Source organism: Kitasatospora sp. NPDC048296 (assembly GCF_043201815.1).
GTDB lineage: Bacteria > Actinomycetota > Actinomycetes > Streptomycetales > Streptomycetaceae > Kitasatospora.
Genome location: NZ_JBICZB010000003.1, coordinates 163,004 through 184,893 on the forward strand (window position 1 = coordinate 163,004; position 21,890 = coordinate 184,893).

The window sequence follows — 21,890 nt, forward strand, 5'->3', positions numbered from 1 at the left end:
TCATCACGCGATGAACGATGTGCGGTGTCGGCTTGATAACGGGTGGTCGAGATCGGTCGAACAGCCGTTGACAGGCCCATTGGTCTAGGCCAAGCTCCAGGCATCTGGTCTACACCACTAGGCCGGTAACGATGAATCCCCCCACCCGCCCGCAGGGTCCGCGGCACCAATTCTCCCGCTTCGTGTGGGTCTGCCGCTGCCGCCCGACGGGGGTAACCCAGGCATCCCTCAGGAGGATGGCGTGAAGCGTCAGCTCATCGCGGCGGTCGGCGTCGCAGCAATGGTCGTCGGTCTCGCGGCTTGCGGCTCGGACGGCAAGAGCGACGACGGCAAGAGCGGTTCGTCCTCGGCGGCCAAGGACTTCGACGGCAAGACCCTCACCGTGTGGCTGATGGACGGCTCGGCCCCCAAGGGCTGGGAGGACAGCGTCAAGGCGGACTTCGCCGCCGCCTACCCGGGTGCCAAGCTCGACATCCAGACCCAGAAGTGGAACGGCATCGGCCAGAAGGTCACCGCCGGCCTCTCCGAGGGCTCGGTCGACGTCCTGGAGATCGGCAACACCCAGACGGCGGGCTACGCGGCCACCGGCGGCCTGCTCGACATCACCAAGGACAAGACCGACCTGGGCGGCGCGGACTGGGCCGCGAACCTGAACGAGTCCTCGGTCCTGGACGGCAAGCAGTACGCCGCCCCGTGGTACTTCACCAACCGCGTGGTGACCTACAACAAGGACATCTGGACCAAGGCCGGCATCACCGCCGCGCCGAAGACCCTGGACGAGTTCTACGCCGACCTGGACAAGGTCAAGGCCGTCCCGGGCGTCACCGACCCGCTCTACATGCCGGGTCAGGAGTGGTACACCTACTTCGGCCTGCTGACCACCGAGGGCGGCAAGTTCGCCAAGAAGGACGGCGACAAGTGGGCCGGCGGCCTGTCGTCCCCCGAGGCGCAGAAGGCCTTCGAGACCTACAAGAAGCTGCAGAGCTACTCGGCCACCGCCCCGAAGGACAAGGACGAGGCCACCCCGCAGCAGAAGGACGTCTTCGCCAAGGGCGACATCGGCACCATCATCGGCCTCGGCTGGGAGGTCCCGAAGCCCGAGGAGCTGGCCGCCGACAAGATCGGCTACTTCCCGCTGCCCGGCAAGACCGCGGACAAGCCGTCCAGCGTCTTCCTCGGCGGCTCGAACCTGGCGATCGCCCAGCAGACCAAGAACCCCGAACTCGCCAAGGGCTTCCTGAAGATTGCCCTCAGCGACAAGAACGAGGGCCTGTTCGCCGCCGCCGGCTCCATCCCGAACAAGACCTCGCTCAACAGCAAGGTGGCCGGCGACTTCGCCAAGGCCGCCCTGCCGGCCTCCGCCAACGGCGCGATCACCCCGAACGTTCCGACCTGGACCAACGTCGAGAACGAGCCGAACCCGATCAAGGACTTCCTGACCGCGGCGCTGACCGGCGACTACGCCGCCGCGGCCAAGAAGGCCGACGACGAGATCGCGAAGCGTCTCAACACCAAGCAGTAAGCAGTTGAGCGGCGTCGCTCACCGGCTCCCGGCGGGGGCCGGTGGGCGGCGCCCGTCCGTCGTGGTCAGGTCGTGAGGAAGAGAGAACGATGGCCGTGCATTCGGACCCGGTGCGGACACAGTCCCCGGGCACAGGGAAGGCCGCCGTGGCCACCACCGACGCGATCGCCGGCGACGGCACCGGAAGCACTTCGGGGAAGGCCGGCAGAACGACCGGCGAACCGGGCCTCGGCGCCCGTCTCGCGCCGTACCTGCTGCTGCTGCCGGCCACCGTGGCGACCATCGGCCTGCTGGGCTGGCCGCTGCTCAAGACGGTCCTGCTGTCGTTCCAGAACCTCAACAAGCGGCAGTTCATCCAGCACCTGACCGAGTGGAACGGCTTCGACAACTACAAGGAGCAGCTGACCGATTCGGAGTTCTGGACGGTCACCGGCCGTACGATCGGCTTCACCGCGGTCAACGTGGTGCTGATCATGGTCGGCGGCACCCTGATCGGCCTGCTGCTGGGCCGCCTCGGCAAGAGGATGCGCCTGGCGCTGTCGGTCGCGCTGGTCCTCGCCTGGGCGATGCCGGTGGTGGCCGCGACCACCGTCTACACCTGGCTCTTCGACCAGAACTTCGGCGTCGTCGACTGGTTCCTGGACCAGCTGGGCTGGCACTCGATGGCCCACTTCAACTGGTACAGCGGCGAGTACTCGACCTTCTTCGTGATCGTGCTGCTGATCGTGTGGATGTCGATCCCGTTCGTGGCGATCAACATGTACGCCGCGCTGACCACCATCCCCAAGGAGCTCTACGAGGCCGCCCGGATGGACGGCGCCGGCCCCGTCAAGACCTTCACCGCGGTGGTCTTCCCCAGCCTGAAGCCCTTCTTCCTGGCCACGACCTTCCTGGAGATCATCTGGGTGTTCAAGGCCTTCACCCAGGTCTACCTGATCAACCACGGCGGACCGGACGGGCTGACCCGCACGCTGCCGGTGCACGCCTTCCTGGAAGGCATCGGAGCCCAGCGTTTCGGTGCGGGCTCCGCGATCGCGGTGCTCACCATCCTGATGCTGGCCGCGCTGATGTCGTACTACTTCCGCATCATCCTGAAGCAGGAGGACGAGCTGTGAGGCGCTCGCTCATCGGACGTACCTGGCCGAACGTGATCGCGGTCGTCCTCTTCGTCTTCTTCGTCTTCCCCGTCTACTGGATGATCTCCACGTCCTTCAAGCAGGACAAGGACATCATCAGCCGGACCCCGGTCTTCCTCCCGCTGGACGCGACCTTCGCCCACTTCGACCGGGCCGTGCACGCCGACAACTTCTGGACGTACGTCACCAACAGCCTCACGGTGACCATCGGCGCGGTGCTCATCTCGCTGCTCATCGCGACCCTGGCGTCCTTCGCCGTCGCCCGGATGAAGTTCCGCGGCCGCAAGTCCTTCGTGCTGGTCGTCATGGCGGCCCAGATGGCGCCGTGGGAGGTCATGACCATCGGCGTCTACATGCTCTCCCGTGACAACGACCTGCTGAACAGCCTCGTCCCGCTCACCGCCTTCTACATGATGATGGTGCTGCCCTTCACCATCTGGACGCTGCGCGGCTTCATCGCCGCGGTGCCGAAGGAGCTGGAGGAGTCGGCCATGGTGGACGGCTGCACCCGCACCCAGGCCTTCCTGAAGGTGATCTTCCCGCTGCTGGCCCCCGGCCTGATGTCGACCTCGCTGTTCGGCTTCGTCACCGCGTGGAACGAGTTCCCGCTCGTCCTGTGGCTGAACAAGAAGCCCGACAGCCAGACCCTGCCGCTGTGGCTGTCGTCCTTCCAGACCAACTTCGGCACGGACTGGGGCGCCACCATGGCCGCGTCGACCCTCTTCGCGGTCCCGATCCTGATCCTGTTCTTCTTCCTGCAGCGCAAGGCGGTCGGCGGTCTGACCGACGGCGCCGTGAAGGGCTGAGCCAACGTGAGCATCCTCGTCCCCACCGCCCCGGACAGCGACCAGCTGCACCGCGACGCCCTGACCGTCCTGCAGCCCGGCTTCGTCGGCACCGAGCCGCCGGCCTGGCTGCGCCGCCACCTGGCAGCCGGGCTCGGCTCGGTCGCACTGTTCGACCGCAACGTGGCCGACCTCGACCAGCTCTCCGCGCTGACCCGGGCGCTGCGCGCGGAGAACCCCGACCTCCTGATCGCCATCGACGAGGAGAGCGGCGACGTGACCCGGCTGGAGGCGGGCTCCGGCTCGTCCTGGCCCGGCAACCTGGCGCTCGGCGCGATCGACGACCCGGCGCTGACCCGGGACGTCGCCCGCGAGCTGGGTCGGGCACTGGCCGCGGCCGGCGTCAACTACAACTGGGCGCCCACCGCCGACGTCAACTCCAACCCGCGCAACCCGGTCATCGGCGTCCGCTCCTTCGGCGCCGACCCCGAGCTGTGCGCCCGGCACACCGCCGCCTGGGTCGAGGGCCTGCAGTCGGCCGGCGTGGCCGCCTGCTCCAAGCACTTCCCCGGCCACGGCGACACCGCGGTGGACTCGCACCACGGCCTGCCGGTCATCGACGTCGACCTGGACGTGCTGCGCGCCCGCGACCTGGTGCCGTTCCAGGCCGCGATCGCGGCCGGCACCAAGGCCGTGATGACCGCCCACATCATGATCCCGGCGCTGGACCCGATGCTGCCGGCCACCCTGAGCCCGACCGTGCTGCGCGACCTGCTGCGCGCCGCCCCGGCCGACGGCGGCCTCGGCTACCAGGGCCTGATCGTCAGCGACGCGATCGAGATGGGCGCCATCGCCGACACCTTCGGCATGGGCGAGGGCACCGTGCTGGCCCTGGCGGCCGGCGCGGACGCGATCTGCGTCGGCGGCGGGCTGGCCGACGAGGAGACCGTGCTGATGCTGCGCGACGCCATCGTGGCGGGCGTGCGCTCCGGCCGGCTCACCGAGGAGCGGCTGGCGGACGCCGCCGAACGGGTCCGGGCGCTGGGCAGTTGGGGCCGGATCTCGGCCCAGGGCGAGCGGGTGGAGCCGGACCTGGCGGTGGGCCTGCGGGCCGCGCGCCGGGCGCTGCGGGTGGTCCGGGCGCCGGGCCGTGAGGTGCTGCCGGTGAGCGAGCGCCCGTACGTGGCCTCGTTCTCGGACGAGCCGAACATCGCGGTCGGCGACGTCACCCCGTGGGGCGTGGCCGGCATGCTGGCGGACCGCTTCCCCGGCACCCGCACCCGCGAGGTGTCGGCCGCCGAGGCCGCCCCGGAGCTGCTGGACGCCCTGGTCGCCGAGCTGGTGGCCGACGCCGAGGGCCGCCGCCTGGTGCTGGTGGTCCGGGACGCCCACCGGCACGCGTGGATGTCCGCCGCACTGAGCCGCCTGGTGGCGGCCCGGCCGGACGCCGCGGTGGTGGAGATGGGGCTGCCCCAGTCCGAGCCGATCGGCGCGCTCCACATCGCCACCCACGGCGCCGCCCGGGTCTGCGGGCTGGCGGCCGTGGAGGTGCTCACCGGGCAGCCGGGAGCGATCGGCTGAACGGATCGACGAGACGTCACCGGCCGTGTCCGGGAGGCGTCGGCCGACGGGCCCGCCGTGCGCATGCCGCACGTCGGGCCCGTCCCGTTCCCCCGGTGTCCACCTGCGCTTTCGTCGGGTGGCCGTGTTCCCTCGAGTGCGCCTTGAATCCGCCTCAGGTCCCACCGAGGGTGACGGTCCGGCGACTGATCGACGCGCGGTACAACGGCTCTGCAACAGCCCTGGAAGCAGGGGCTGTTGGCCGTTGACACCACACTTGGTCTAGGCCAGAGTCCATGCATCCGGTTCGAATTCGAACGTCGCCGGATGTGGTGCCGCGCCCTCCTCGAAGCCCTGCGCCGCCCCTGTCCGGACTCTCCGCCGCGGGCGCCCATCACGCTGTCGGCGGGCATCACCGGCTCTTGAACACCCTCGGAGGATGGCGTGAAGAAGCGTCAGCTCGTGTCCGCGCTCGGGATCGCGGCCCTGGTGGCCGGACTGACGGCCTGTTCCTCGTCCGGCTCGCCCTCGGGAGGTGGCACGGGCTCCGCCGTCGACCCGAAGGCCGCCACCGGCACCGTCACCGTCTGGCTGATGGACGATGCCCAGAAGAACTGGCCCGACATCGTCCAGCGGGTCAACGACGGGTTCGCGGCGAAGTACCCGGGCGTCAGCCTCAAGCTGGTCTACCAGGGCTGGGCCGACAAGGTCGGCAGGCTCGACAAGGCCCTCGCCGACGGCAACGCCCCCGACGTGGTCGAACTCGGCAACACCGAGACCATGAAGTACGTGCTCTCCGGCGCGCTCGCCCCGGTGGACCGCACCACCTTCGACAACTCCGACACCTGGATCAAGGCGCTCGCCAACACCTGCACCTATCAGGACAAGCTGTGGTGCGTGCCGTACTACGCCGGTGCCCGGGTCGCCATCTACAACTCCACCAGCTTCCAGCAGACCACCGGCAGCGCGGAGTTCCCCAGGACCGAGGCCGACCTGCTGGCCGCCCTGGACCGGATCGCCGACAAGAACAAGGCCGACAGGACCTTCTCCCCGCTCTACCTGCCCGGCCCGTACTGGTACGCCGCGATGAGCTACGTGGCCGCGTACGGCGGCAGCATCGCCAAGTTCGACAGCGCCGGCAACTGGCACGGCACCCTGCACGACCCCAGATCCCAGCAGGGCATCAGCCACTTCGCCGACCTGGTGCGCAAGTACAACAAGGGCGACCTGACGGTGAACGAGCAGAACCAGTCCGAGTCGATGGCCCGCGGGCACGCCGCCTCCTTCTACGGCAACGGCTTCGAGGCGGCCGGCGTCACCGCGCCGGTCACCGGCGACCCGAGCCTCAAGGACGCCGTCAAGGTGGCCACCATGCCCGGTCCGGACGGCAAGCCGCTGCCCACCTTCATCGGCGGCTCCGACCTCGCGGTCACCGCCAGGTCCCCGCAGGCGGCCCTGGCCACCGACTGGATCCGGATGTTCACCAGCACCAAGTCCGAGCAGGCGCTGGCCGACAAGGACATCCTGCCGAACAACCTCACCCAGCTGAACCCGCTGAAGAACAAGCCCACCACCGCCGCCGCGGCCAACGCCGTCCCGGACGCCTGGTTCACCCCGCTGGCGCCCGGCTGGGGCGCGGTGGAGAAGCAGAAGATCATCCCCGACATGCTGACCTCGATCCTCAAGGGCAAGTCCGTGGAGCAGGCCACCAAGGACGCCGACGCCGCGATCGACCAGCTGATCAACAACCCGTCCTGACACCGCAAGGCCGCTGCCGGTCCGGGGGTGCCCGGCGCGGGGCGCCCTCGTAGGATTGCGCCAGGAAACCAGGAAGCCAGGAAGACCGCAGCGAGTGTGCGGACTCGCCGCCGTAGAGATCCCCGTCGGGTGACCGCCCGGGCGGGGTGGACCCATCTCATCGGAGGCACATCCAGATGTCCGACCCGCAGACTGTTTCCGTTCCCGGCCGGATCATGGCGGCGGAGATGGCCGAGCAGCCGGCCGTCCTCCAGCGCATCCTCGACGAGGGCGCGCCCAAGATCCGCGACATCGCGGCCCAGATCGCCGCCCGCAGCCCCCGCTTCGTCCTGCTGACCGCACGCGGCACGTCCGACAACGCGGCGCTCTACGCCAAGTACCTGATCGAGATCCTGCTCGGCAAGCCGGCCGGCCTGACCTCGATGTCCACCACCACCGCGTACGGCGCCAAGCCGGACCTCACCGATGTCCTGGTCATCACCGTCAGCCAGTCCGGCGGCTCGCCGGACCTGGTCGCCTCCACCAAGGCCGCCCGCGAGGCCGGGGCGATCACCCTCGCCGTCACCAACAACCCCGGCTCCCCGCTGGCCGAGGTCTCCGAGTTCCACATCGACGTGCTGGCCGGGCCGGAGAAGGCGCTGCCGGCCACCAAGACCTACACCGCCGAGCTGCTGGCGCTATACCTGCTGGTCGAGGGCCTGCGCGGCGGGGACGGCTCGGCCGCCGAGGGGCTGCCCGCGCTGGCCGCCGGCGTGCTGTCCCGCCAGGCCGAGGTGAAGGCGCTGGCCGAGCGCTACCGCTTCGCCCAGCGCCTGGTCATCACCTCGCGCGGCTACGGCTACCCGACCGCCCGCGAGGCGGCGCTCAAACTGATGGAGACCACGTACATCCCGGCCACCCCGTTCTCCGGTGCCGACCTGCTGCACGGCCCGCTGGCCATGGTGGACAACGTCTCGCCGGTCATCGCGATCGTCCCGGACGGCAAGGGCGGAGAGGCCCTGCAGCCGGTACTGGACCGGCTGCGCGGGCGCGGCGCGGACCTCGTGGTGATCGGCCAGCAGGCCCAGGTGGACGCCGCCTCGGCGGGCTTCGCGCTGCCGGCCGGCGTGCCCGAGGAGGTCCAGCCGATCCTGGAGATCATGCCGCTGCAGCACCTGGCCTACGAGGTCACCATCGCCCGCGGCCAGGACCCGGACGCCCCGCGCGCCCTCGCCAAGGTCACCGAGACCCGCTGACAAGCGCAGCCGGATCGAACCGGCCCCCGTCCACAGGCTGTGGACGGGGGCCGGCCCTGTGAGCGGCGGAACATGGTTTCGATGGGGGGCCCGACGGTCCGCCGCTGACGGTGAAGTGTCCGGAAAGTACTACGGGCCACGGCGCCGACACGGGACCCTCAACCCGTGCGGCACCGCAGCCCGGAGCTGTCGTCGGGCACCGGAGTCGACCGAGGACTGTGCGGGGTCCTCACTCGGTGGTGTCCGACCGAGGAGAAGGCCGCGCGCGGTCAGGGCAGTTGCGCGGTGGGTCTCTCCTTGGTGCCCTTCATTGTGGACTAGACCAATCTGGGTTGTCCAGGTCGACCGGGAAATTGGTCTAAACAACTCCGGACAGTCAGCGACGGCCACCGCACGGTCCGCCGCGCCCGGCCCCGACCGGCGGCGCTACGCTCGCCATGTGCCCTCGCTGAACGAACTCGTCCGCCGCCACACCACCCTCACCGGGGCCGACGTGGAATGGCTCCACATGCTGGTCTCGGAGTGGCAGCTGCTCTCCGACCTCTCCTTCGCCGACCTGGTGCTGTGGATCCCCACCTGGGACGGCATCCGCTACGTCTCGGTGGCGCAGATGCGGCCCAACACCGGACCCACCTCCTACCAGGACGACATGGTCGGCCACCTCGTCCCGCGCGGACGCCGCCCGCTGCTGGACGCCGCCTTCGACGAGGGGCGGATCGTGCGCGAGGGTGACCCGGAGTGGCGCGAGGAGGTCCCGGTCCGGGTCGAGTCCATCCCGGTCCGGCGCGAGGGCAAGGTGCTCGGGGTGATCGCCCGCAACACCAACCTGCTGACCGTCCGCACCCCCAGCCGGCTGGAGCTCACCTACCTGCAGAGCGCCTCCGACCTGGCCCAGATGATCGCCGCCGGCAGCTTCCCGTTCCCCGGCGTCGAGCAGGCCGACATGGACGCCGCGCCCCGGGTCGGCGACGGACTGATCCGGCTGGACGCGGACGGCGTCGTCACCTACGCCAGCCCCAACGCCCTCTCCGCGTACCACCGGCTCGGTCTCACCACCGACCTGGTCGGCAGCCACCTGGGCCGGGCCACCGCCGACCTCGCCCCGCCGTCCCGCTCGGCCGTCCACGAGGCGCTGGTGAAGCTGGCCAGCGGCTGGGCGCCGCGGCAGACCGAGGTGGAGGCGCAGGGGGGAGTGGTGACCCTGCGCGCGATCCCGCTCAAGCCCAAGGGCACCCTGACCGGTTCGCTGGTGCTCTGCCGGGACGTCACCGAGCTGCGCCGCCGTGACCGCGAGTTGATGACCAAGGACGCCACCATCCGGGAGATCCACCACCGGGTGAAGAACAACCTGCAGACCGTCGCCGCGCTGCTGCGGCTGCAGTCCCGCCGGATGGAGTCGGAGTCCGGCCGGGCCGCGCTGGACGAGGCGGTGCGCCGGGTCGGCTCGATCGCGATCGTGCACGAGACGCTCTCCCAGGCGCTGGACGAGCAGGTGGCCTTCGACGAGATCGCCGACCGGGTGCTGGCGATGGTGATGGAGCTGTCCCAGGACGGCCGGGTCGCGACCCGCCGCACCGGCAGCTTCGGCATCCTCTCCGCCGAGGTGGCGACCCCGCTGTCGATGGTGCTGACCGAGCTGCTGCAGAACGCGCTGGAGCACGCCTTCGGCCCTACGGCCTCCGGGAACCTGGAGGTGAGCGCGCTGCGCGGACGGGCGCCGGCGACCGGCATGGGCTGGTCGGACAGCTGGAACGGCGGTGCCCGGCCGGAGGAGTACCTGCTGATCACGGTGCAGGACGACGGCCGCGGCATGCCGGAGGGATTCGACCCGAAGACGGCCGGCAACCTCGGGCTGCAGATCGTCCGGACGCTGGCCACCGGCGAGCTCGGCGGCACCTTCGACATGGTGGCCGGCCCGAACGGCGGCACCAAGGTGATCCTGGAGATCCCGGTCCGCTGAGGCCCGCCGGGAATTCGTCGCATCGGGGCGCTCGGTCGGGGCGTGCGCTCGGCGGAAGCGCCGGGTGCGCACTCCGCAAGCCCTTACGCGACGGGCGCGGAAACAGAAACGAGGCCCTGTCGACCGGGGGGGGTGGGTCGACAGGGCCTCTCAACCCGTTCCGGCCGTCGGGGGGAGTCGGCCGGAACGGGGGCTCTGGGTGGTGCGACACCTCGCCGGTGCGTTGCACACGGTGAGCGCCTCAGCTCCACAATATTGCTCTCAGTGAACAGTATCAAGTGGCTGGACGGCCCGGTGTCGCGGGACCTCGCCAGGCAAGGCCCTTTGTGCGGAAGGCTTCACCAGGAGGTGCAGGGAAGCCTTTGATCATGTGTTGATCGGTACGGCGGTTACTGCTGATGCTACGGCGTGTGATCAGACGGGGCTGATCAGGCGGTGCGGGCGCGGTTGCGGGCGGCACGGCGCTTCATCGCGCGGCGCTCGTCCTCGCTCATACCGCCCCAGACGCCGGCGTCCTGGCCGGTCTCGAGAGCCCACTGGAGGCACTGCTCCATCACCGGGCAGCGGCGGCACACGGCCTTGGCTTCCTCGATCTGCAGCAGAGCAGGACCGGTGTTCCCGATCGGGAAGAACAGCTCCGGGTCCTCTTCGCGGCAGACAGCGCGGTGGCGCCAGTCCATGGTCGTCCAACTCCTCCTGCCGCGGGGGGTGGCCCGATCGGCATAATCGAATGGCTTGTGAATGTGAACGCTTTCACGAATCCCACAACAGCAAAAGAGACCAAAGGCCCGCCGGGCCCGGGTGGTCTGTGCTTGGGGGATTCGGCGATTCGAGGGACACCCCACGGTCGGTGCTCCTGTGGTTCCGGAGTCGCCGTCGCTGCGATGCGTCCCGATCGCCATGTAGAGGTTCGCAAACCTCGGGCTCGGATACAACCCCCTTCGGGGAGGAATTTTTGATTCTTCGGTGTCGCCTAGCTCACAGCCAGTACTTCTATGGAGTGAAGGGGGCTTGTGCGTTCGAGAAGAAGGGTGAACCCCACTTCCGGTCACACAATCACACGCAGTGCCCGCCGTACGCCTGTGAAACTGACGCGACTCCGGTCTCCAAGATGGTCCCCGTCCACCTGGAATGGGACGGGTTCCTGGGAAACCAAGGTGAAGTGTTTGACGTCGTGATAGGAGACGACGTGTTTTCCGGACGGGCCGACCGCCGGGGCGCCGTCGCTCGAAGGCGCGTGCGACCGCAGGATCTGACGGATCGTTCGAGCCGTACCGAACGCCGTCATCACGGTGATTCCGAAGATGTCCAGATCCGTGTCGAAGGAGGCGAGCGGCGAGGGGTAGACCGGACGGTTGCCGAGGAAGGTCCACGGCGAGGTGTTGCTCACTATCGCCAGGACCAGGCCCGGCACGGCCTCGTGGCCCGGCAGTTCCAGGGTCACCGGGCCTCTGCGGCGCTGCTCACGCTGGGTGAAGTAGTGCCGGATCGCCTGTCCCACGTAGAGGGCGTGGGTGGACTTGCGCCCGGCCTGGCGCTGCTCCTCGACCCGGCCGACCACCCCGGCGTCGAAGCCGAGGCCGGCGGTGAAGGTGAACCAGCGGTCCGGCAGGCCGTCGGTCATCGCCTTGCCCAGCCCGATCGGCCGCTCCTGCCCCTGCTCCAGCGCGTTCAGCAGGGCGCCGGTGGCCTCCACCGGGTCGTTGGGCAGGCCCAGCGCGCGGGCGAAGACATTGGTCGAACCGCCCGGCACCACGGCCAGTCGCGGGACCTTCTCGCCGGGGCCCTGTGTCAGCAGCCCGTTCACCACCTCGTTGACGGTGCCGTCACCGCCCAGCGCCACCACCAGGTCGACCGTGCCGTCCTGCGCCGCCTCACGGGCCAGGTCGCGCGCGTGGCCCCGGTACTGCGTCTCGGCGACCTCCAGCTTGAGGTCGCTGCGCAGGGCGTGGATCAGCACGTCTCTGGTCCGGCCACTGGTGGTGGTGGCCTTGTGGTTCACGACCAGGAGAGCGCGCATGGGGAAAGCCTACGGGTCGGTACGGACCGACCGGCGGCTACCCTGCTGGAGTGACCGCAGAAACCCCCGCACCCGCACCCGCTCGCCCGGTTTCGCTCACCCTGGGCGCCGCCATCACCGCCCTGGAGGGCGCCGCGCTGGCCGTCGTCGGCGTCTCGGACATGGTGTCCGCGCTGTCCGGCCAGGCCAAGCAGCTGGCCCTGAACGAGTTCGGCGGCCTGGTCATCGTGCTGCTCGGCGTGCTGCCGATGCTGGCCGCCCGCGCGCTGCTCAAGGAGCGCCGCTGGGGCCGCAGCCCGGCCGTGCTGACCAACTCGATCTGCCTGCCGGTCGCGTACTACATGATCCAGAGCGGCGGCGGGATGATCGCGGTCGGCGCGGTGGTCGGGCTGCTCGGCCTGGTGGGCATCGGCTCGCTGCTGAACCCGAAGTCGACGGCGGCCCTGTACACCCAGCACGAGGGCTGAGCGCACAGGGCCGCCGAGGTCCTGAAGCCCGCTGGGCCGAAGCCTGCTGAGCGGCCGCTCGAAGGAGCTGAGCGGCCGTCAGTCCTACTCCTCCACCAGGAGCTTCTCCCGCAGCTGGGCCAAGGTCCGCGCCAGCAGCCGGGACACGTGCATCTGGGAGATCCCCACCTCGGCGGCGATCTGCGACTGGGTCATGTTCCGGAAGAACCGCAGCACCAGGATCTTCTGCTCGCGGGGCGGCAGTTGGGCCAGCAGCGGCTTGAGCGACTCGCGGTACTCGACGCCCTCCAGTGCCTCGTCGGTGGCGCCCAGGGTGTCCGCGACGGCCGGCGACTCGTCGTCGCTGTCCGGCACGTCCAGGGACAGCGTGGAGTACGCGTTGGCGGACTCCAGGCCCTCCAGGACGTCCTCCTCGGAGATCCCCAGGTGCTCGGCCAGCTCGTGCACCGTGGGGGAGCGGCCGTGCCGCTGGGAGAGCTCGCTGGTCGCCGTGGTGAGCGACAGCCGCAGCTCCTGCAGGCGGCGCGGTACGCGCACCGCCCAGCCCTTGTCGCGGAAGTGCCGCTTGATCTCGCCGACGATGGTCGGCGTCGCGTAGGTGGAGAACTCGACCCCGCGCTCGTGGTCGAAGCGGTCCACCGACTTGATCAGCCCGATGGTGGCGACCTGGGTCAGGTCGTCCAGCGGCTCGCCCCGGTTGCGGAAGCGCCGGGCCAGGTGCTCGACCAGCGGGATGTGCATCCGCACCAGCTGGTTGCGCAGCTCGACGCGCTCCGGGGAGCCCTCGGGCAGTGCGGACAGTCGGACGAACAGCGCGCGGGCGGCCTCCCGGTCCGGGGCGCCGGTGCGGTGCGAGCCGCCCTGGGCGGGCACGGCGCCGTGCAGCTCCGCGGCCCCGTCCGCCTGGTCCGGTGGAGGCGTGGAGGCGGGCGTCGGCTCAGACGTCGGCTCGGTCGGGTGGCTCATCCGGTGGGCGTCCTTCGGGTGCGCTTCGTCGTTGGCGGCGAGGCCGGGAACGCTCGCCTGGGTCGGTACGGCAGGGCCCGCCGTCGCGAGGCCGGTACGGTCCAGATCACTCACGGCCATTCCCCCGTTCCGTTCCGGGAGCACCGGGGCCGACGGCCTCGGCATCGTCTCGTTGGTCGTACCGCGTGGGGGGCGGTACCGGGAGCCGCCCGCCGGGCCCCGGTGGGGGAGCGGCGGACGGCCCTTGCAGGGTGCTGCTCGGTGCCCGGCTAGTGGGCGGCGGACCCGCCGCGCTTCTTGTGCAGGCTGATCGACACGGTGTTGTCCTCGTCGACCGAGGAGTCGACCTCGCCGGCCAGCGCGGAGAGCACCGTCCACGCGAAGGTGTCCCGTTCGGGCGCCTTGCCGTCCGTGGTGGGAGCGGCGACGGTCACCTTCAGCGAGTCGCCGACCAGGCGGAACTCGCAGGACAGTACGGAGCCGGGTACCGCCTGCTGGAGCAGGATGGCGCAGGCCTCGTCCACCGCGATCCGCAGGTCCTCGATCTCGTCGAGGGTGAAGTCCAACCGGGCCGCGAGTCCGGCCGTCGCTGTTCGCAGCACGGAGAGGTAGGCCCCCGCCGCGGGCAGCCGGACCTCCACGAAGTCCTGAACTCCGAGATCGCTGTCGATCTGGGACACCCTTGCCTCCTGGGTGACGCGCTGTGCTTGCTTGGTACCCCCACTGGGGGCCTTGCTACCGCTGTTACTACCGCTGTTGCTACCCCGCGAAGGGGCGCCGATGCCGCTGATCCGCCATCGCCGCAGGTGTTCCGCGCCCCGGTGCGAGAGTTACTCATGGTAAGGCATTGCGACGCTGGGTGGCAGGGCCTTTGCCCGTACTCACCGGTCGGTTCGGCGACTTCTCAGCGTCTTCTCAACAACTCTCAACGACTGCCGGCGGCGGTCAGTGCCTCGCCGGTGAGCCGGTAGACGGTCCACTCGTCCATCGGCACCGCGCCGAGCGACTTGTAGAAGTCGATCGAGGGCTGGTTCCAGTCGAGCACCGACCACTCCACCCGCGCGTAGCCGCGCTCGACGGCGATCCGCGCGAGCTCCAGCAGGAGCGCCTTGCCGTGGCCGCCGCCGCGGGCCTCCGGGCGGACGTAGAGGTCCTCCAGGTAGATCCCGTGGGTGCCGCGCCAGGTCGAGAAGTTGAGGAACCAGACCGCGAAGCCGACCGTCTCGCCGGTGGTGTCGTCCTCGGCGATCAGGCCGAACAGGGCCGGGTTGGCGCCGAACAGCGCGTCGCGCAGCTGCTCCTCGGTGGCCACCGCCTCCTGCGGGGCCTTCTCGTAGTCCGCGAGCTCGCGGATCATGGTCAGGATGACGGGGACGTCGGTGACGACGGCGGTGCGGATCATGCCGCGAGCCTACTGCTCGGGTCCGGTCTCGTCCCAGGCCTGGATCGAGGTCTGGTCGACGATCCGGCCGTCCCGCAGGTCGGCCATCGAGGACATCAGCACCCGCACGCCGTCGGGGTAACGGCAGGACTCCAGGAAGGCGACGTGGTCGCCCTGGACCACCACCTGTTCCAGCTTGTGGGTCATCTCGCGGCCGTAGATGTCGTTCAGCATGGCGCCGATCTCGTCCCGCCCGTGCATCACCAGGGGGTGGCTGGGCTGGGTCTTGCGGTCGACCACACGCAGTTCGGCGTCCTCGGCGTACAGGGCCAGCAGGGCCTCGGAGTCGCAGCGCTCGATGCCCTCGCGCAGGGCCCGGGTGTCGAAGGCGGACGGCGCCGCCATGGTGGTCATGATCTCGCTCCTCCGGTCGGGTCCGTCGGCTCGTACCTCTGAGCGTACGCCCGGCGGACCCGGTCGGAAGCGGTGCTGCCCGGGCCGGTCAGCGGGCCGGGACGGTGCGCAGGTAGTCGGCCAGGGTGCTGATCGCGGCCGGGTTGCGCGGGCTCTCGACCAGGTCGACGTAGTCCATGACCACGATCCGGTCGTTCCTGACCGCGGAGACGCCCGCCAGTGGCGGGAAGGACTTGAGGAACTTCCGCTTCTCCTCGGCGTTCGGGGTCGCGTAGTCGTTGATCACGATCACCTCGGGGTCGCGCCGCACCACGCTCTCCCAGCCCGCGGTGACCCAGGTGTCGGCGAGGTCGCCCATGATGTTGGCCCCGCCGGCCTTGTCGATGATCTGGTTGGCGGCGGCGAACTTCCCTGCGGTGTACGGCTTGTCCTGCCCGCTGTCGTACAGGAAGACGGACGGGCGGCGCTCGGGCTGCGGGACGGCGGCGATCTTCGCCTTGAAATCGGAGACCAGGCGGTCGGCGCGGTCCCTGACGTCGAAGATCTCGCCGAGGTTGGCGAGGTCGGTGTAGAGCGCCTCCAGCGGGTCCATCACCCCGCGCTCGGGGCCCTTGCCGCTGCGGCAGGACTCGCTGAGCACATAGGAGTCGACGCCGAGGGCCCTGAACGCCTGCGGGGTGACCCCGCTGCCCTCGTCGAAGCCGTAGTGCCAGCCGGCGAAGACCAGGTCGGCCCTGGCGTCCAGCGCGATCTCCTTGGTGAGCACCTTCTTGGAGAGCCAGGTGGTCTGCTGGTACCCGTCCTTCCAGGCCACCTTGTCGATCTGGCCCTTGTCGTCGGGCATCACGTAGCCGGCCATCCGGTCGGCGAGGCCGAGGGAGAACATCAGCTCGGCCATGTTGACGTCGTTGGTCACCACCCGGGCGGGCTTCTGCGCGAAGGTGAGCCGCTCCCCGCAGTTGTCCACGGTCACCGGGTAGTGGGCGGAGGCGGTGGTGGCCGCGGTGGGGGCGATCTGCGCGCCGCAGGCGGTGAGTCCGAGGGTGAGCAGGGCGGCGGTGGCAACGGCCTTGGTGCGCATGTCACTTCTTCCGGATCGGAGCGGTCTTCGAGTGGTTCAGGGGAGGCGGTCGAACAGCAGTTGGAGGGCGCCGGTGTCCGGATGCCGGATCGGGGTGGCCCGGACGCCGAACACCTCGGCCAGCAGGGCGGGCCGGAGCACCTCGTGGGGCGTCCCGGAGGCGACGATCCGGCCGGCCCGCAGCACGTACAGCAGGTCGCAGTGGCCCGCCGCCAGGTTGAGGTCGTGCAGCGCGGTGAGCACCGTCGGCCCGGCCTCCCGGGCCAGCGCCAGCACCTCCAACTGGTGGGCGATGTCCAGGTGGTTGGTGGGTTCGTCCAGCACCAGCAGCCGGGGTTCCTGGACCAGCGCGCGGGCGATCAGCACCCGCTGCCTCTCGCCCCCGGACAGGCTCAGGAAGCCGCGTTCGGCGAGGTGCCCGGCCCGGACCCGGTGCAGCGCCTCGGTGCAGCGCCGCCGGTCCTCGTCGGTCGGGCCGCCCATGCCGCGGCGGTGCGGCAGCCGGCCCATGGCGACCACCTCGGCCACCGTGAAGTCGAACCCGGCGGAGTGCTCCTGGGTCAGTGCGGCCACCCGCCGGGCCGCCCGGCGCGCGGTGAGCGCGTGCAGGGCAGAGCATCGCTTGGTAATGCCGCTAAGGGAGTTGAGCCGTTCGATTTCCGTGAACTACGGTCGGATTCGTGAAGGTCGTTGTCCGGGTGAAACTGGATCTGTTGCAGTATCAGGCGGACGCGCTCGCCGCGACGCTGCGCGCGTGCAACCTAGCTGCGAATCGTGTCTCCGGGGTGGCCTTTGCGACCGGCGAGATGCGGCGCAACGGTCTCCAGCCTTTGGTGTACCGGGAGATCAAGGACGAGTTCGGCCTCTCGGCGCAGCCTGCCGTGCGGGTAGTGAAGAAGGTCTGCGACGCTTACGCCGCGTTGAAGGCGAACATCAAGGCCGACAACCTCGGCCGGAAGGGATCGAGGCGCCGAAATAGGGCCGAATCCAAGCCGATCGGCTTCCGCGAGGACGCCGCTCAGCCTTTCGATGACCGTTGCCTCAGCTGGAACACCGATGCGCGGACCGTGAGTATCTGGACGACGGCCGGCCGGTTGAAAGGCGTCGGCTTCCGCTGCTCCGAGGCGGCCGCTGCGATGCTCGGTGCCTACCGTCAGGGCGAATCCGATCTGGTCCACCGCGACGGGTCCTGGTACCTGTTCGCGACCTGCGACGTTCCCGCGCGAATGCCGACTGAGCCGACGGACTGGCTTGGGGTGGATCTCGGGATCGTCAACATCGCCACCACCTCGGACGGCAAGGTGATGGCTGGGCGCGGCCTGAACCGCCACCGCGCCCGAATGCTCGCCCTCCGCGCGAAGCTGCAGGCCAAGGGCACCAAGTCCGCCAAGCGCGTGCTGAAGCGCATTTGCCGCCGTGAGCAGCGGCACGCAACCGACGTCAACCACCGCATTTCCAAGACCATCGTCACCACCGCTGAACGCACCTCGCGCGGGATCGCCCTGGAAGACCTCACAGGCATCCGCGAGAGGGTCAAGGCCAAGCACGACCAGCGGTACCGCCTCCACTCCTGGGCGTTCGCCCAGCTCGGAGCCTTCGTGGAGTACAAGGCCCGCAGGGCGGGCGTGCCGGTCGTGCACGTCAACCCGGCCTACACCTCCCGGCAGTGCTCCGGCTGCTGGCACACCCACAGGCAGAACCGAGTGGACCAGGCCACGTTCGCGTGCCGCTCCTGCGGGACGACCATGCACGCGGACGTCAACGGTTCCCGCAACATTCGCCATCGCGCGGACAATGCGTGGAAGCGGGCAGCAGTCAACCTGCCCACCAGCGTGTAGAGCGCTGGTCAGATGCGGACGCCGCCGACGGGGTGACTCGCCGGGCACACGGTGAACTGCAAGCCCGCCCATCAGGGCAGGTCGTTGACACCGGACTTCCCCCTCGGACGCCCTGGCAGCATAACAGCCACTCAGGCCAGGCAACCCTTACCGGGCATGGATCGGGCGTGAACGCACGACCGCCCCCGTCCGACGGGCGGACGGGGGCGGCCGGGTGGCGACGCGTCAGGCTCAGGCCTGCTTGGTCTCCCAGAAGATCTTGTCGACCTCGGCGATCAGGTCCAGCAGGGCCTGGCCGGTGGCCGGGTCGGTGGACGCCTTGGCGGCCGAGGCGGCCTTCAGGGTGTCGTTGATCAGCTTGTGCAGCTGGGGGTACTTCTCGAAGTGCGGGGCCTTGAAGTAGTCGCTCCACAGCACCGAGATGTGGTGCTTGACGGCCTCGGCGCGCTGCTCCTTGATGATGATGGCGCGGGCGCGGAAGTGCGGGTCCTCGTTGGCCTGGTACTTCTCCTGGGTGGCCTTGACCGACTCGGCCTCCAGCTTGGCCTGGGCCGGGTCGTACACGCCGCAGGGCAGGTCGCAGTGGGCGTGAGCGGTGGCGCGAGGTGCAAACAGACGAGAGAACATGGGAGTCCTTCCTTAGATCGTCTTCCCGCGCCCGAGATTACCCTTCCGTCCGCCGGGTTTCGCGATCGGGCGGTGGGCCTAGGGCGAAAGGCGGACCCGGAACCGGGGTAATCCGGACATCGAACGGATGACGGTCCGTACGGCAGACTGGGTGCGGACGGTCCGGGAGGAGGAGTCGTGGCGCGGAGCGCGGACCCGCAGGGTGGTGCGGGCGGCGGCGTGGTGCCGTTCGGGCTGATCGACGTGGCGGGCCCGTCGATGGTCCCGACCCTGCGCGAGGGCGACCAGCTGCTGGTCCGCTACGGCGCGCCGATCCGGCCGGGCGCGGTGGTGCTGTTCCGGCACCCCCTCCAGCAGGACCTGCTGGTGGTGAAGCGGGCGGCCGAGCGCCGCCCGAAGGGCTGGTGGCTGCTGTCCGACAACCGGCCGGTGGACAGTGACAGCCGCAGCTACGGCCCGGTCCCGGACGACCTGGTGCTCGGCCGGGTGCTGCTGCGGCTGCGCCCGAGCCCGGCCTGGCTGGCGCCGGGCCGCCGGCTGGAGCGGCTGCTGCTCAGCCCCCGGCTGGCCAGGGTGCCGGGCCTGGCCCGCCGTCTCGGGGTCTTCGTCGAAGAGCTCTGAGGCCTACTGCCCGGCGCGCGGCTAGTTCCCGGAGCTCAGGGCCGCCTCGGCCTCCTGGCGCTTGCGGGCCCGGTAGGCGGCCACGTTGGCGCGGGTCGCGCAGCGGTCCGAGCAGTAGCGGCGGGAGCGGTTGGTCGAGGTGTCCAGGTAGGCGTTACGGCAGGGCGCGGCCTGGCAGATGCCGAGCCGGTCGGCGCCCAGTTCGGTGAGGTGGACGGCCAGGCCCATGCAGGCGACCGCGCTGAAGTGGGCAGTGGCGGTCGGCGAGTTGTCGGCCAGGTGCAGGTGCCAGCGCGGCCGGCCGGCGTCGTCCAGGTAGTCGTGCCCGGAGACCAGCGGGCTGACGGGGTACTCCATCAGCAGGCTGTTCAGCAGGTCGACGGCCCGGACCTCGTCCCCCTCGGCGGCGGCCTCGAACACCCCGCGCAGCCTGGTCCGCACGCCCCGCAGCCGGGGCACGTCGGACTCGTCGGCCAGCGCGGCGGCCCGGGAGGAGTCGGAGAACAGGGCGCGCACCGCGTCCACCGAGGTCAGCGTGTCGGTGCCGCGCTCGGGTTCCTCGGTGTTCACCAGCCGAACGGCGAGATCGGCGTACGAGGCGAGCTCCACGGCGGTCCTTCCAGAGATTTCGGTAACGGGCCGGATGGTTCCAGCCTATTACCCGGCTGGGGAAAACGTCGGCGCCCGGCAGGAAAGGTGCCTGCCGGGCGCCGATCGTGCGGGGTCAGAGCACCTTGGAGAGGAAGGCCCTGGTCCGCTCGTGCTGGGGGTTGGTGAGCACCTCGCGGGGGTTGCCGGACTCGACCACCACGCCGCCGTCCATGAACACCAGAGCGTCGCCGACCTCGCGGGCGAAGCCCATCTCGTGGGTGACGACCACCATGGTCATGCCCTCTTCGGCGAGGCCGCGCATGACGTCCAGGACGTCGCCGACCAGCTCCGGGTCGAGCGCCGACGTGGGCTCGTCGAAGAGCATCAGCTTGGGCTTCATGGCCAGCGCGCGGGCGATGGCCACGCGCTGCTGCTGGCCGCCGGAGAGCTGCGAGGGGTAGTTCTTCGCCTTGTCGGCGAGGCCGACCCGCTGCAGCAGGGCCATACCGCGCTCGCGGGCGTCGGCCTTGCTCTCGCCCTTGACCTGGACCGGCGCCTCCATGATGTTCTCTATGGCGGTCATGTGCGGGAACAGGTTGAAGCGCTGGAACACCATGCCGATGTCGCGGCGCTTCAGGGCGACCTCGCGGTCCTTGAGCTCGTGGAGCTTGTCGCCCTTCTGCCGGTAGCCGACCAGCTCGCCGTCCACCCAGAGGCGGCCGCCGTTGATCTTCTCCAGGTGGTTGATGCACCGCAGGAAGGTCGACTTGCCGGAGCCGGACGGTCCGATCAGGCAGAACACCTCGCGCTGCTTGACCTCCAGGTCGATGCCCTTGAGGACCTCGACCGAGCCGTAGGACTTGTGCACCGCCTCGGCTCGGACCATGGGCTCGGTGGCCGCGACGGAGTCGGCGGGCGTCTTGGTCAGATCGGTCATACGTGACCACCTCCCTCGAGCCCCGGGACGACGTCGGCGGTCGTCTTCGGGGTGGGCTTCCCGGAGAACAGGCCCCGCAGCCGTTGCAGCGGGGTGGGTGGGAGGGTGCGGTTGGAGCCGCGGGCGTAGTAGCGCTCGATGTAGTACTGGCCGATGGTCAGCACGGAGGTGAAGAACAGGTACCAGAGGCTGACCACGATCAGCAGCGGGATGTTCTGGTAGTTCCGAGAGTAGATGACCTGGCCGGCCCGGAAGATCTCCTCCAGGGAGATCACGGAGACCAGCGAGGTGGTCTTGAGCATCGAGATGGTCTCGTTGCCGGTCGGCGGGATGATCACCCGCATGGCCTGCGGCAGGACGACCCGCCGCATGGTCTGGAACCGGCTCATGCCGAGCGCGTGCGCGGCCTCGGTCTGGCCCTCGTCCACCGACTGGATGCCGCCGCGGACGATCTCCGCCATGTAGGCGGCCTCGTTGAGACCGAGGCCCAGCAGCGCGGCGACGAAGGTCGGGATCAGGACGTTGGTCTGCTCCGACCAGAACTCCGGTCCCCACGGGACGCCGATCGACAGCTTGGCCCAGATCAGGCCGAGGAAGTTCCAGATCACCAGCTGCACCAGCACCGGGGTGCCGCGGAAGACCCAGATGTAGACCCAGGCGGTGCCTGCGAGCAGTGGGTTCGGGGACAGGCGCATCACCGCGAGGATGATGCCGCCGACCACACCCATGAGCATGGAGAGCGCGGTCAGCTCCAGTGTCACGACCATGCCGTGCACGATGCTGTCGTGGAACAGGTACTGCCCGACGACGTCCCACTTGAATGCGGGGTTGGTGATGAGGGCGCTCAGCAGCATTGCCGCGAGCAGGGCGATGACGACTGCGCCCGCCCAGCGTCCGGGGTGGCGAACCGGGACGGCCTTGATGGTCTCAGGCCGTCCCTGCCCAGCCGTCCCCTTGTCCAAAGAGTTCACGGTGTGGCCTCGGGGGAGAG

The 21,890-nt window shown here is 69.9% G+C and carries 21 protein-coding genes and 1 pseudogene; 10 read left to right on the forward strand and 12 right to left on the reverse strand.

The genetic code is table 11. From position 1 onward, the window contains the following. Positions 1-241 precede the first annotated feature (241 nt). From ACGF12_RS03725 to ACGF12_RS03755, 7 genes are all read left to right on the forward strand, one after another. The gene (locus ACGF12_RS03725) at positions 242-1,522 is read left to right on the forward strand and encodes an extracellular solute-binding protein (protein ID WP_393024997.1); all 1,281 of its coding nucleotides are present in this window, start codon (positions 242-244) and stop codon (positions 1,520-1,522) included. An 89-nt stretch (positions 1,523-1,611) separates the two neighbouring features. Further along, positions 1,612-2,637 carry a carbohydrate ABC transporter permease gene (locus tag ACGF12_RS03730; protein ID WP_393025001.1) on the forward strand — a complete coding sequence of 342 codons (1,026 nt, stop codon included), beginning with the start codon at positions 1,612-1,614 and terminating at the stop codon, positions 2,635-2,637. Beyond that, a complete protein-coding gene (locus ACGF12_RS03735) occupies positions 2,634-3,464 on the forward strand; it encodes a carbohydrate ABC transporter permease (RefSeq protein WP_393025004.1) in 831 nt (276 codons plus the stop codon). The genes ACGF12_RS03730 and ACGF12_RS03735 overlap by 4 nt, the downstream gene beginning before the upstream one ends. 6 nt (positions 3,465-3,470) lie before the next feature. Beyond that, positions 3,471-5,024: a glycoside hydrolase family 3 protein gene (locus ACGF12_RS03740; RefSeq protein WP_393025007.1), complete on the forward strand. Its 1,554-nt coding sequence runs from the start codon at positions 3,471-3,473 to the stop codon at positions 5,022-5,024. Positions 5,025-5,447: 423 nt separating this feature from the next. Beyond that, on the forward strand, positions 5,448-6,761 hold the full coding sequence (locus ACGF12_RS03745) for an extracellular solute-binding protein (RefSeq protein ID WP_393025010.1): 1,314 nt from the start codon (positions 5,448-5,450) through the stop codon (positions 6,759-6,761). A gap of 176 nt (positions 6,762-6,937) precedes the next feature. After that, positions 6,938-7,996 carry an SIS domain-containing protein gene (locus tag ACGF12_RS03750; protein WP_393025013.1) on the forward strand — a complete coding sequence of 353 codons (1,059 nt, stop codon included), beginning with the start codon at positions 6,938-6,940 and terminating at the stop codon, positions 7,994-7,996. A 439-nt stretch (positions 7,997-8,435) separates the two neighbouring features. Then, positions 8,436-9,956 (forward strand): sensor histidine kinase, encoded by a 1,521-nt coding sequence (locus ACGF12_RS03755; RefSeq protein WP_387629037.1) that lies wholly within the window; start codon positions 8,436-8,438, stop codon positions 9,954-9,956. Between the two features lie 428 nt (positions 9,957-10,384). Here the strand turns inward: ACGF12_RS03755 and ACGF12_RS03760 are convergent, their stop codons facing one another. Both ACGF12_RS03760 and ACGF12_RS03765 read right to left on the reverse strand, forming a co-directional pair. After that, positions 10,385-10,636 carry a WhiB family transcriptional regulator gene (locus ACGF12_RS03760; protein WP_014138019.1) on the reverse strand — a complete coding sequence of 84 codons (252 nt, stop codon included), beginning with the start codon at positions 10,634-10,636 and terminating at the stop codon, positions 10,385-10,387. 368 nt (positions 10,637-11,004) lie between these two features. Beyond that, the gene (locus ACGF12_RS03765) at positions 11,005-11,976 is read right to left on the reverse strand and encodes a diacylglycerol/lipid kinase family protein (protein WP_393025017.1); all 972 of its coding nucleotides are present in this window, start codon (positions 11,974-11,976) and stop codon (positions 11,005-11,007) included. 50 nt (positions 11,977-12,026) lie between these two features. On the opposite strand from ACGF12_RS03765, the gene ACGF12_RS03770 reads away from it, so the two are divergent. Next, complete coding sequence (locus ACGF12_RS03770; protein WP_393025020.1) at positions 12,027-12,443, forward strand: hypothetical protein; 417 nt, start codon at positions 12,027-12,029, stop codon at positions 12,441-12,443. An 84-nt stretch (positions 12,444-12,527) separates the two neighbouring features. Here ACGF12_RS03770 and ACGF12_RS03775 read toward each other — a convergent pair whose 3' ends face one another. The 6 genes and pseudogenes from ACGF12_RS03775 to ACGF12_RS03800 form a co-directional block, all read right to left on the reverse strand. Beyond that, a complete protein-coding gene (locus ACGF12_RS03775) occupies positions 12,528-13,409 on the reverse strand; it encodes an RNA polymerase sigma factor SigF (RefSeq protein ID WP_387629084.1) in 882 nt (293 codons plus the stop codon). Between the two features lie 269 nt (positions 13,410-13,678). Beyond that, positions 13,679-14,089, reverse strand: a complete 411-nt coding sequence (locus tag ACGF12_RS03780; protein WP_359966134.1) for an anti-sigma regulatory factor — start codon at positions 14,087-14,089, stop codon at positions 13,679-13,681. Positions 14,090-14,334: 245 nt separating this feature from the next. Further along, entirely contained in the window at positions 14,335-14,811 is a 477-nt protein-coding gene (locus ACGF12_RS03785) for a GNAT family N-acetyltransferase (RefSeq protein WP_393025025.1), read from the reverse strand. Between the two features lie 9 nt (positions 14,812-14,820). Beyond that, positions 14,821-15,204: a nuclear transport factor 2 family protein gene (locus tag ACGF12_RS03790; protein WP_393025027.1), complete on the reverse strand. Its 384-nt coding sequence runs from the start codon at positions 15,202-15,204 to the stop codon at positions 14,821-14,823. An 88-nt stretch (positions 15,205-15,292) separates the two neighbouring features. Next, on the reverse strand, positions 15,293-16,285 hold the full coding sequence (locus tag ACGF12_RS03795; protein ID WP_393025030.1) for an ABC transporter substrate-binding protein: 993 nt from the start codon (positions 16,283-16,285) through the stop codon (positions 15,293-15,295). 36 nt (positions 16,286-16,321) lie between these two features. Further along, positions 16,322-16,894: pseudogene (locus ACGF12_RS03800) on the reverse strand (ABC transporter ATP-binding protein); the annotation flags it as partial. Between the two features lie 71 nt (positions 16,895-16,965). On the opposite strand from ACGF12_RS03800, the gene ACGF12_RS03805 reads away from it, so the two are divergent. Then, entirely contained in the window at positions 16,966-18,123 is a 1,158-nt protein-coding gene (locus tag ACGF12_RS03805) for an RNA-guided endonuclease InsQ/TnpB family protein (RefSeq protein WP_393025033.1), read from the forward strand. Between the two features lie 231 nt (positions 18,124-18,354). Here ACGF12_RS03805 and sodN read toward each other — a convergent pair whose 3' ends face one another. After that, entirely contained in the window at positions 18,355-18,750 is a 396-nt protein-coding gene (gene sodN, locus ACGF12_RS03810; RefSeq protein WP_030057980.1) for a superoxide dismutase, Ni, read from the reverse strand. A gap of 258 nt (positions 18,751-19,008) precedes the next feature. Between sodN and sodX the strand changes: the two genes are divergently transcribed. Next, positions 19,009-19,371: a nickel-type superoxide dismutase maturation protease gene (gene sodX / locus ACGF12_RS03815; protein ID WP_393025202.1), complete on the forward strand. Its 363-nt coding sequence runs from the start codon at positions 19,009-19,011 to the stop codon at positions 19,369-19,371. A gap of 21 nt (positions 19,372-19,392) precedes the next feature. Here the strand turns inward: sodX and ACGF12_RS03820 are convergent, their stop codons facing one another. From ACGF12_RS03820 to ACGF12_RS03830, 3 genes are all read right to left on the reverse strand, one after another. Next, complete coding sequence (locus ACGF12_RS03820) at positions 19,393-19,980, reverse strand: CGNR zinc finger domain-containing protein (protein WP_393025036.1); 588 nt, start codon at positions 19,978-19,980, stop codon at positions 19,393-19,395. Positions 19,981-20,095: 115 nt separating this feature from the next. Further along, on the reverse strand, positions 20,096-20,848 hold the full coding sequence (locus tag ACGF12_RS03825; RefSeq protein ID WP_393025205.1) for an amino acid ABC transporter ATP-binding protein: 753 nt from the start codon (positions 20,846-20,848) through the stop codon (positions 20,096-20,098). Positions 20,849-20,895: 47 nt separating this feature from the next. After that, positions 20,896-21,870 (reverse strand): amino acid ABC transporter permease, encoded by a 975-nt coding sequence (locus tag ACGF12_RS03830; RefSeq protein WP_393025039.1) that lies wholly within the window; start codon positions 21,868-21,870, stop codon positions 20,896-20,898. Positions 21,871-21,890: the final 20 nt, after the last annotated feature.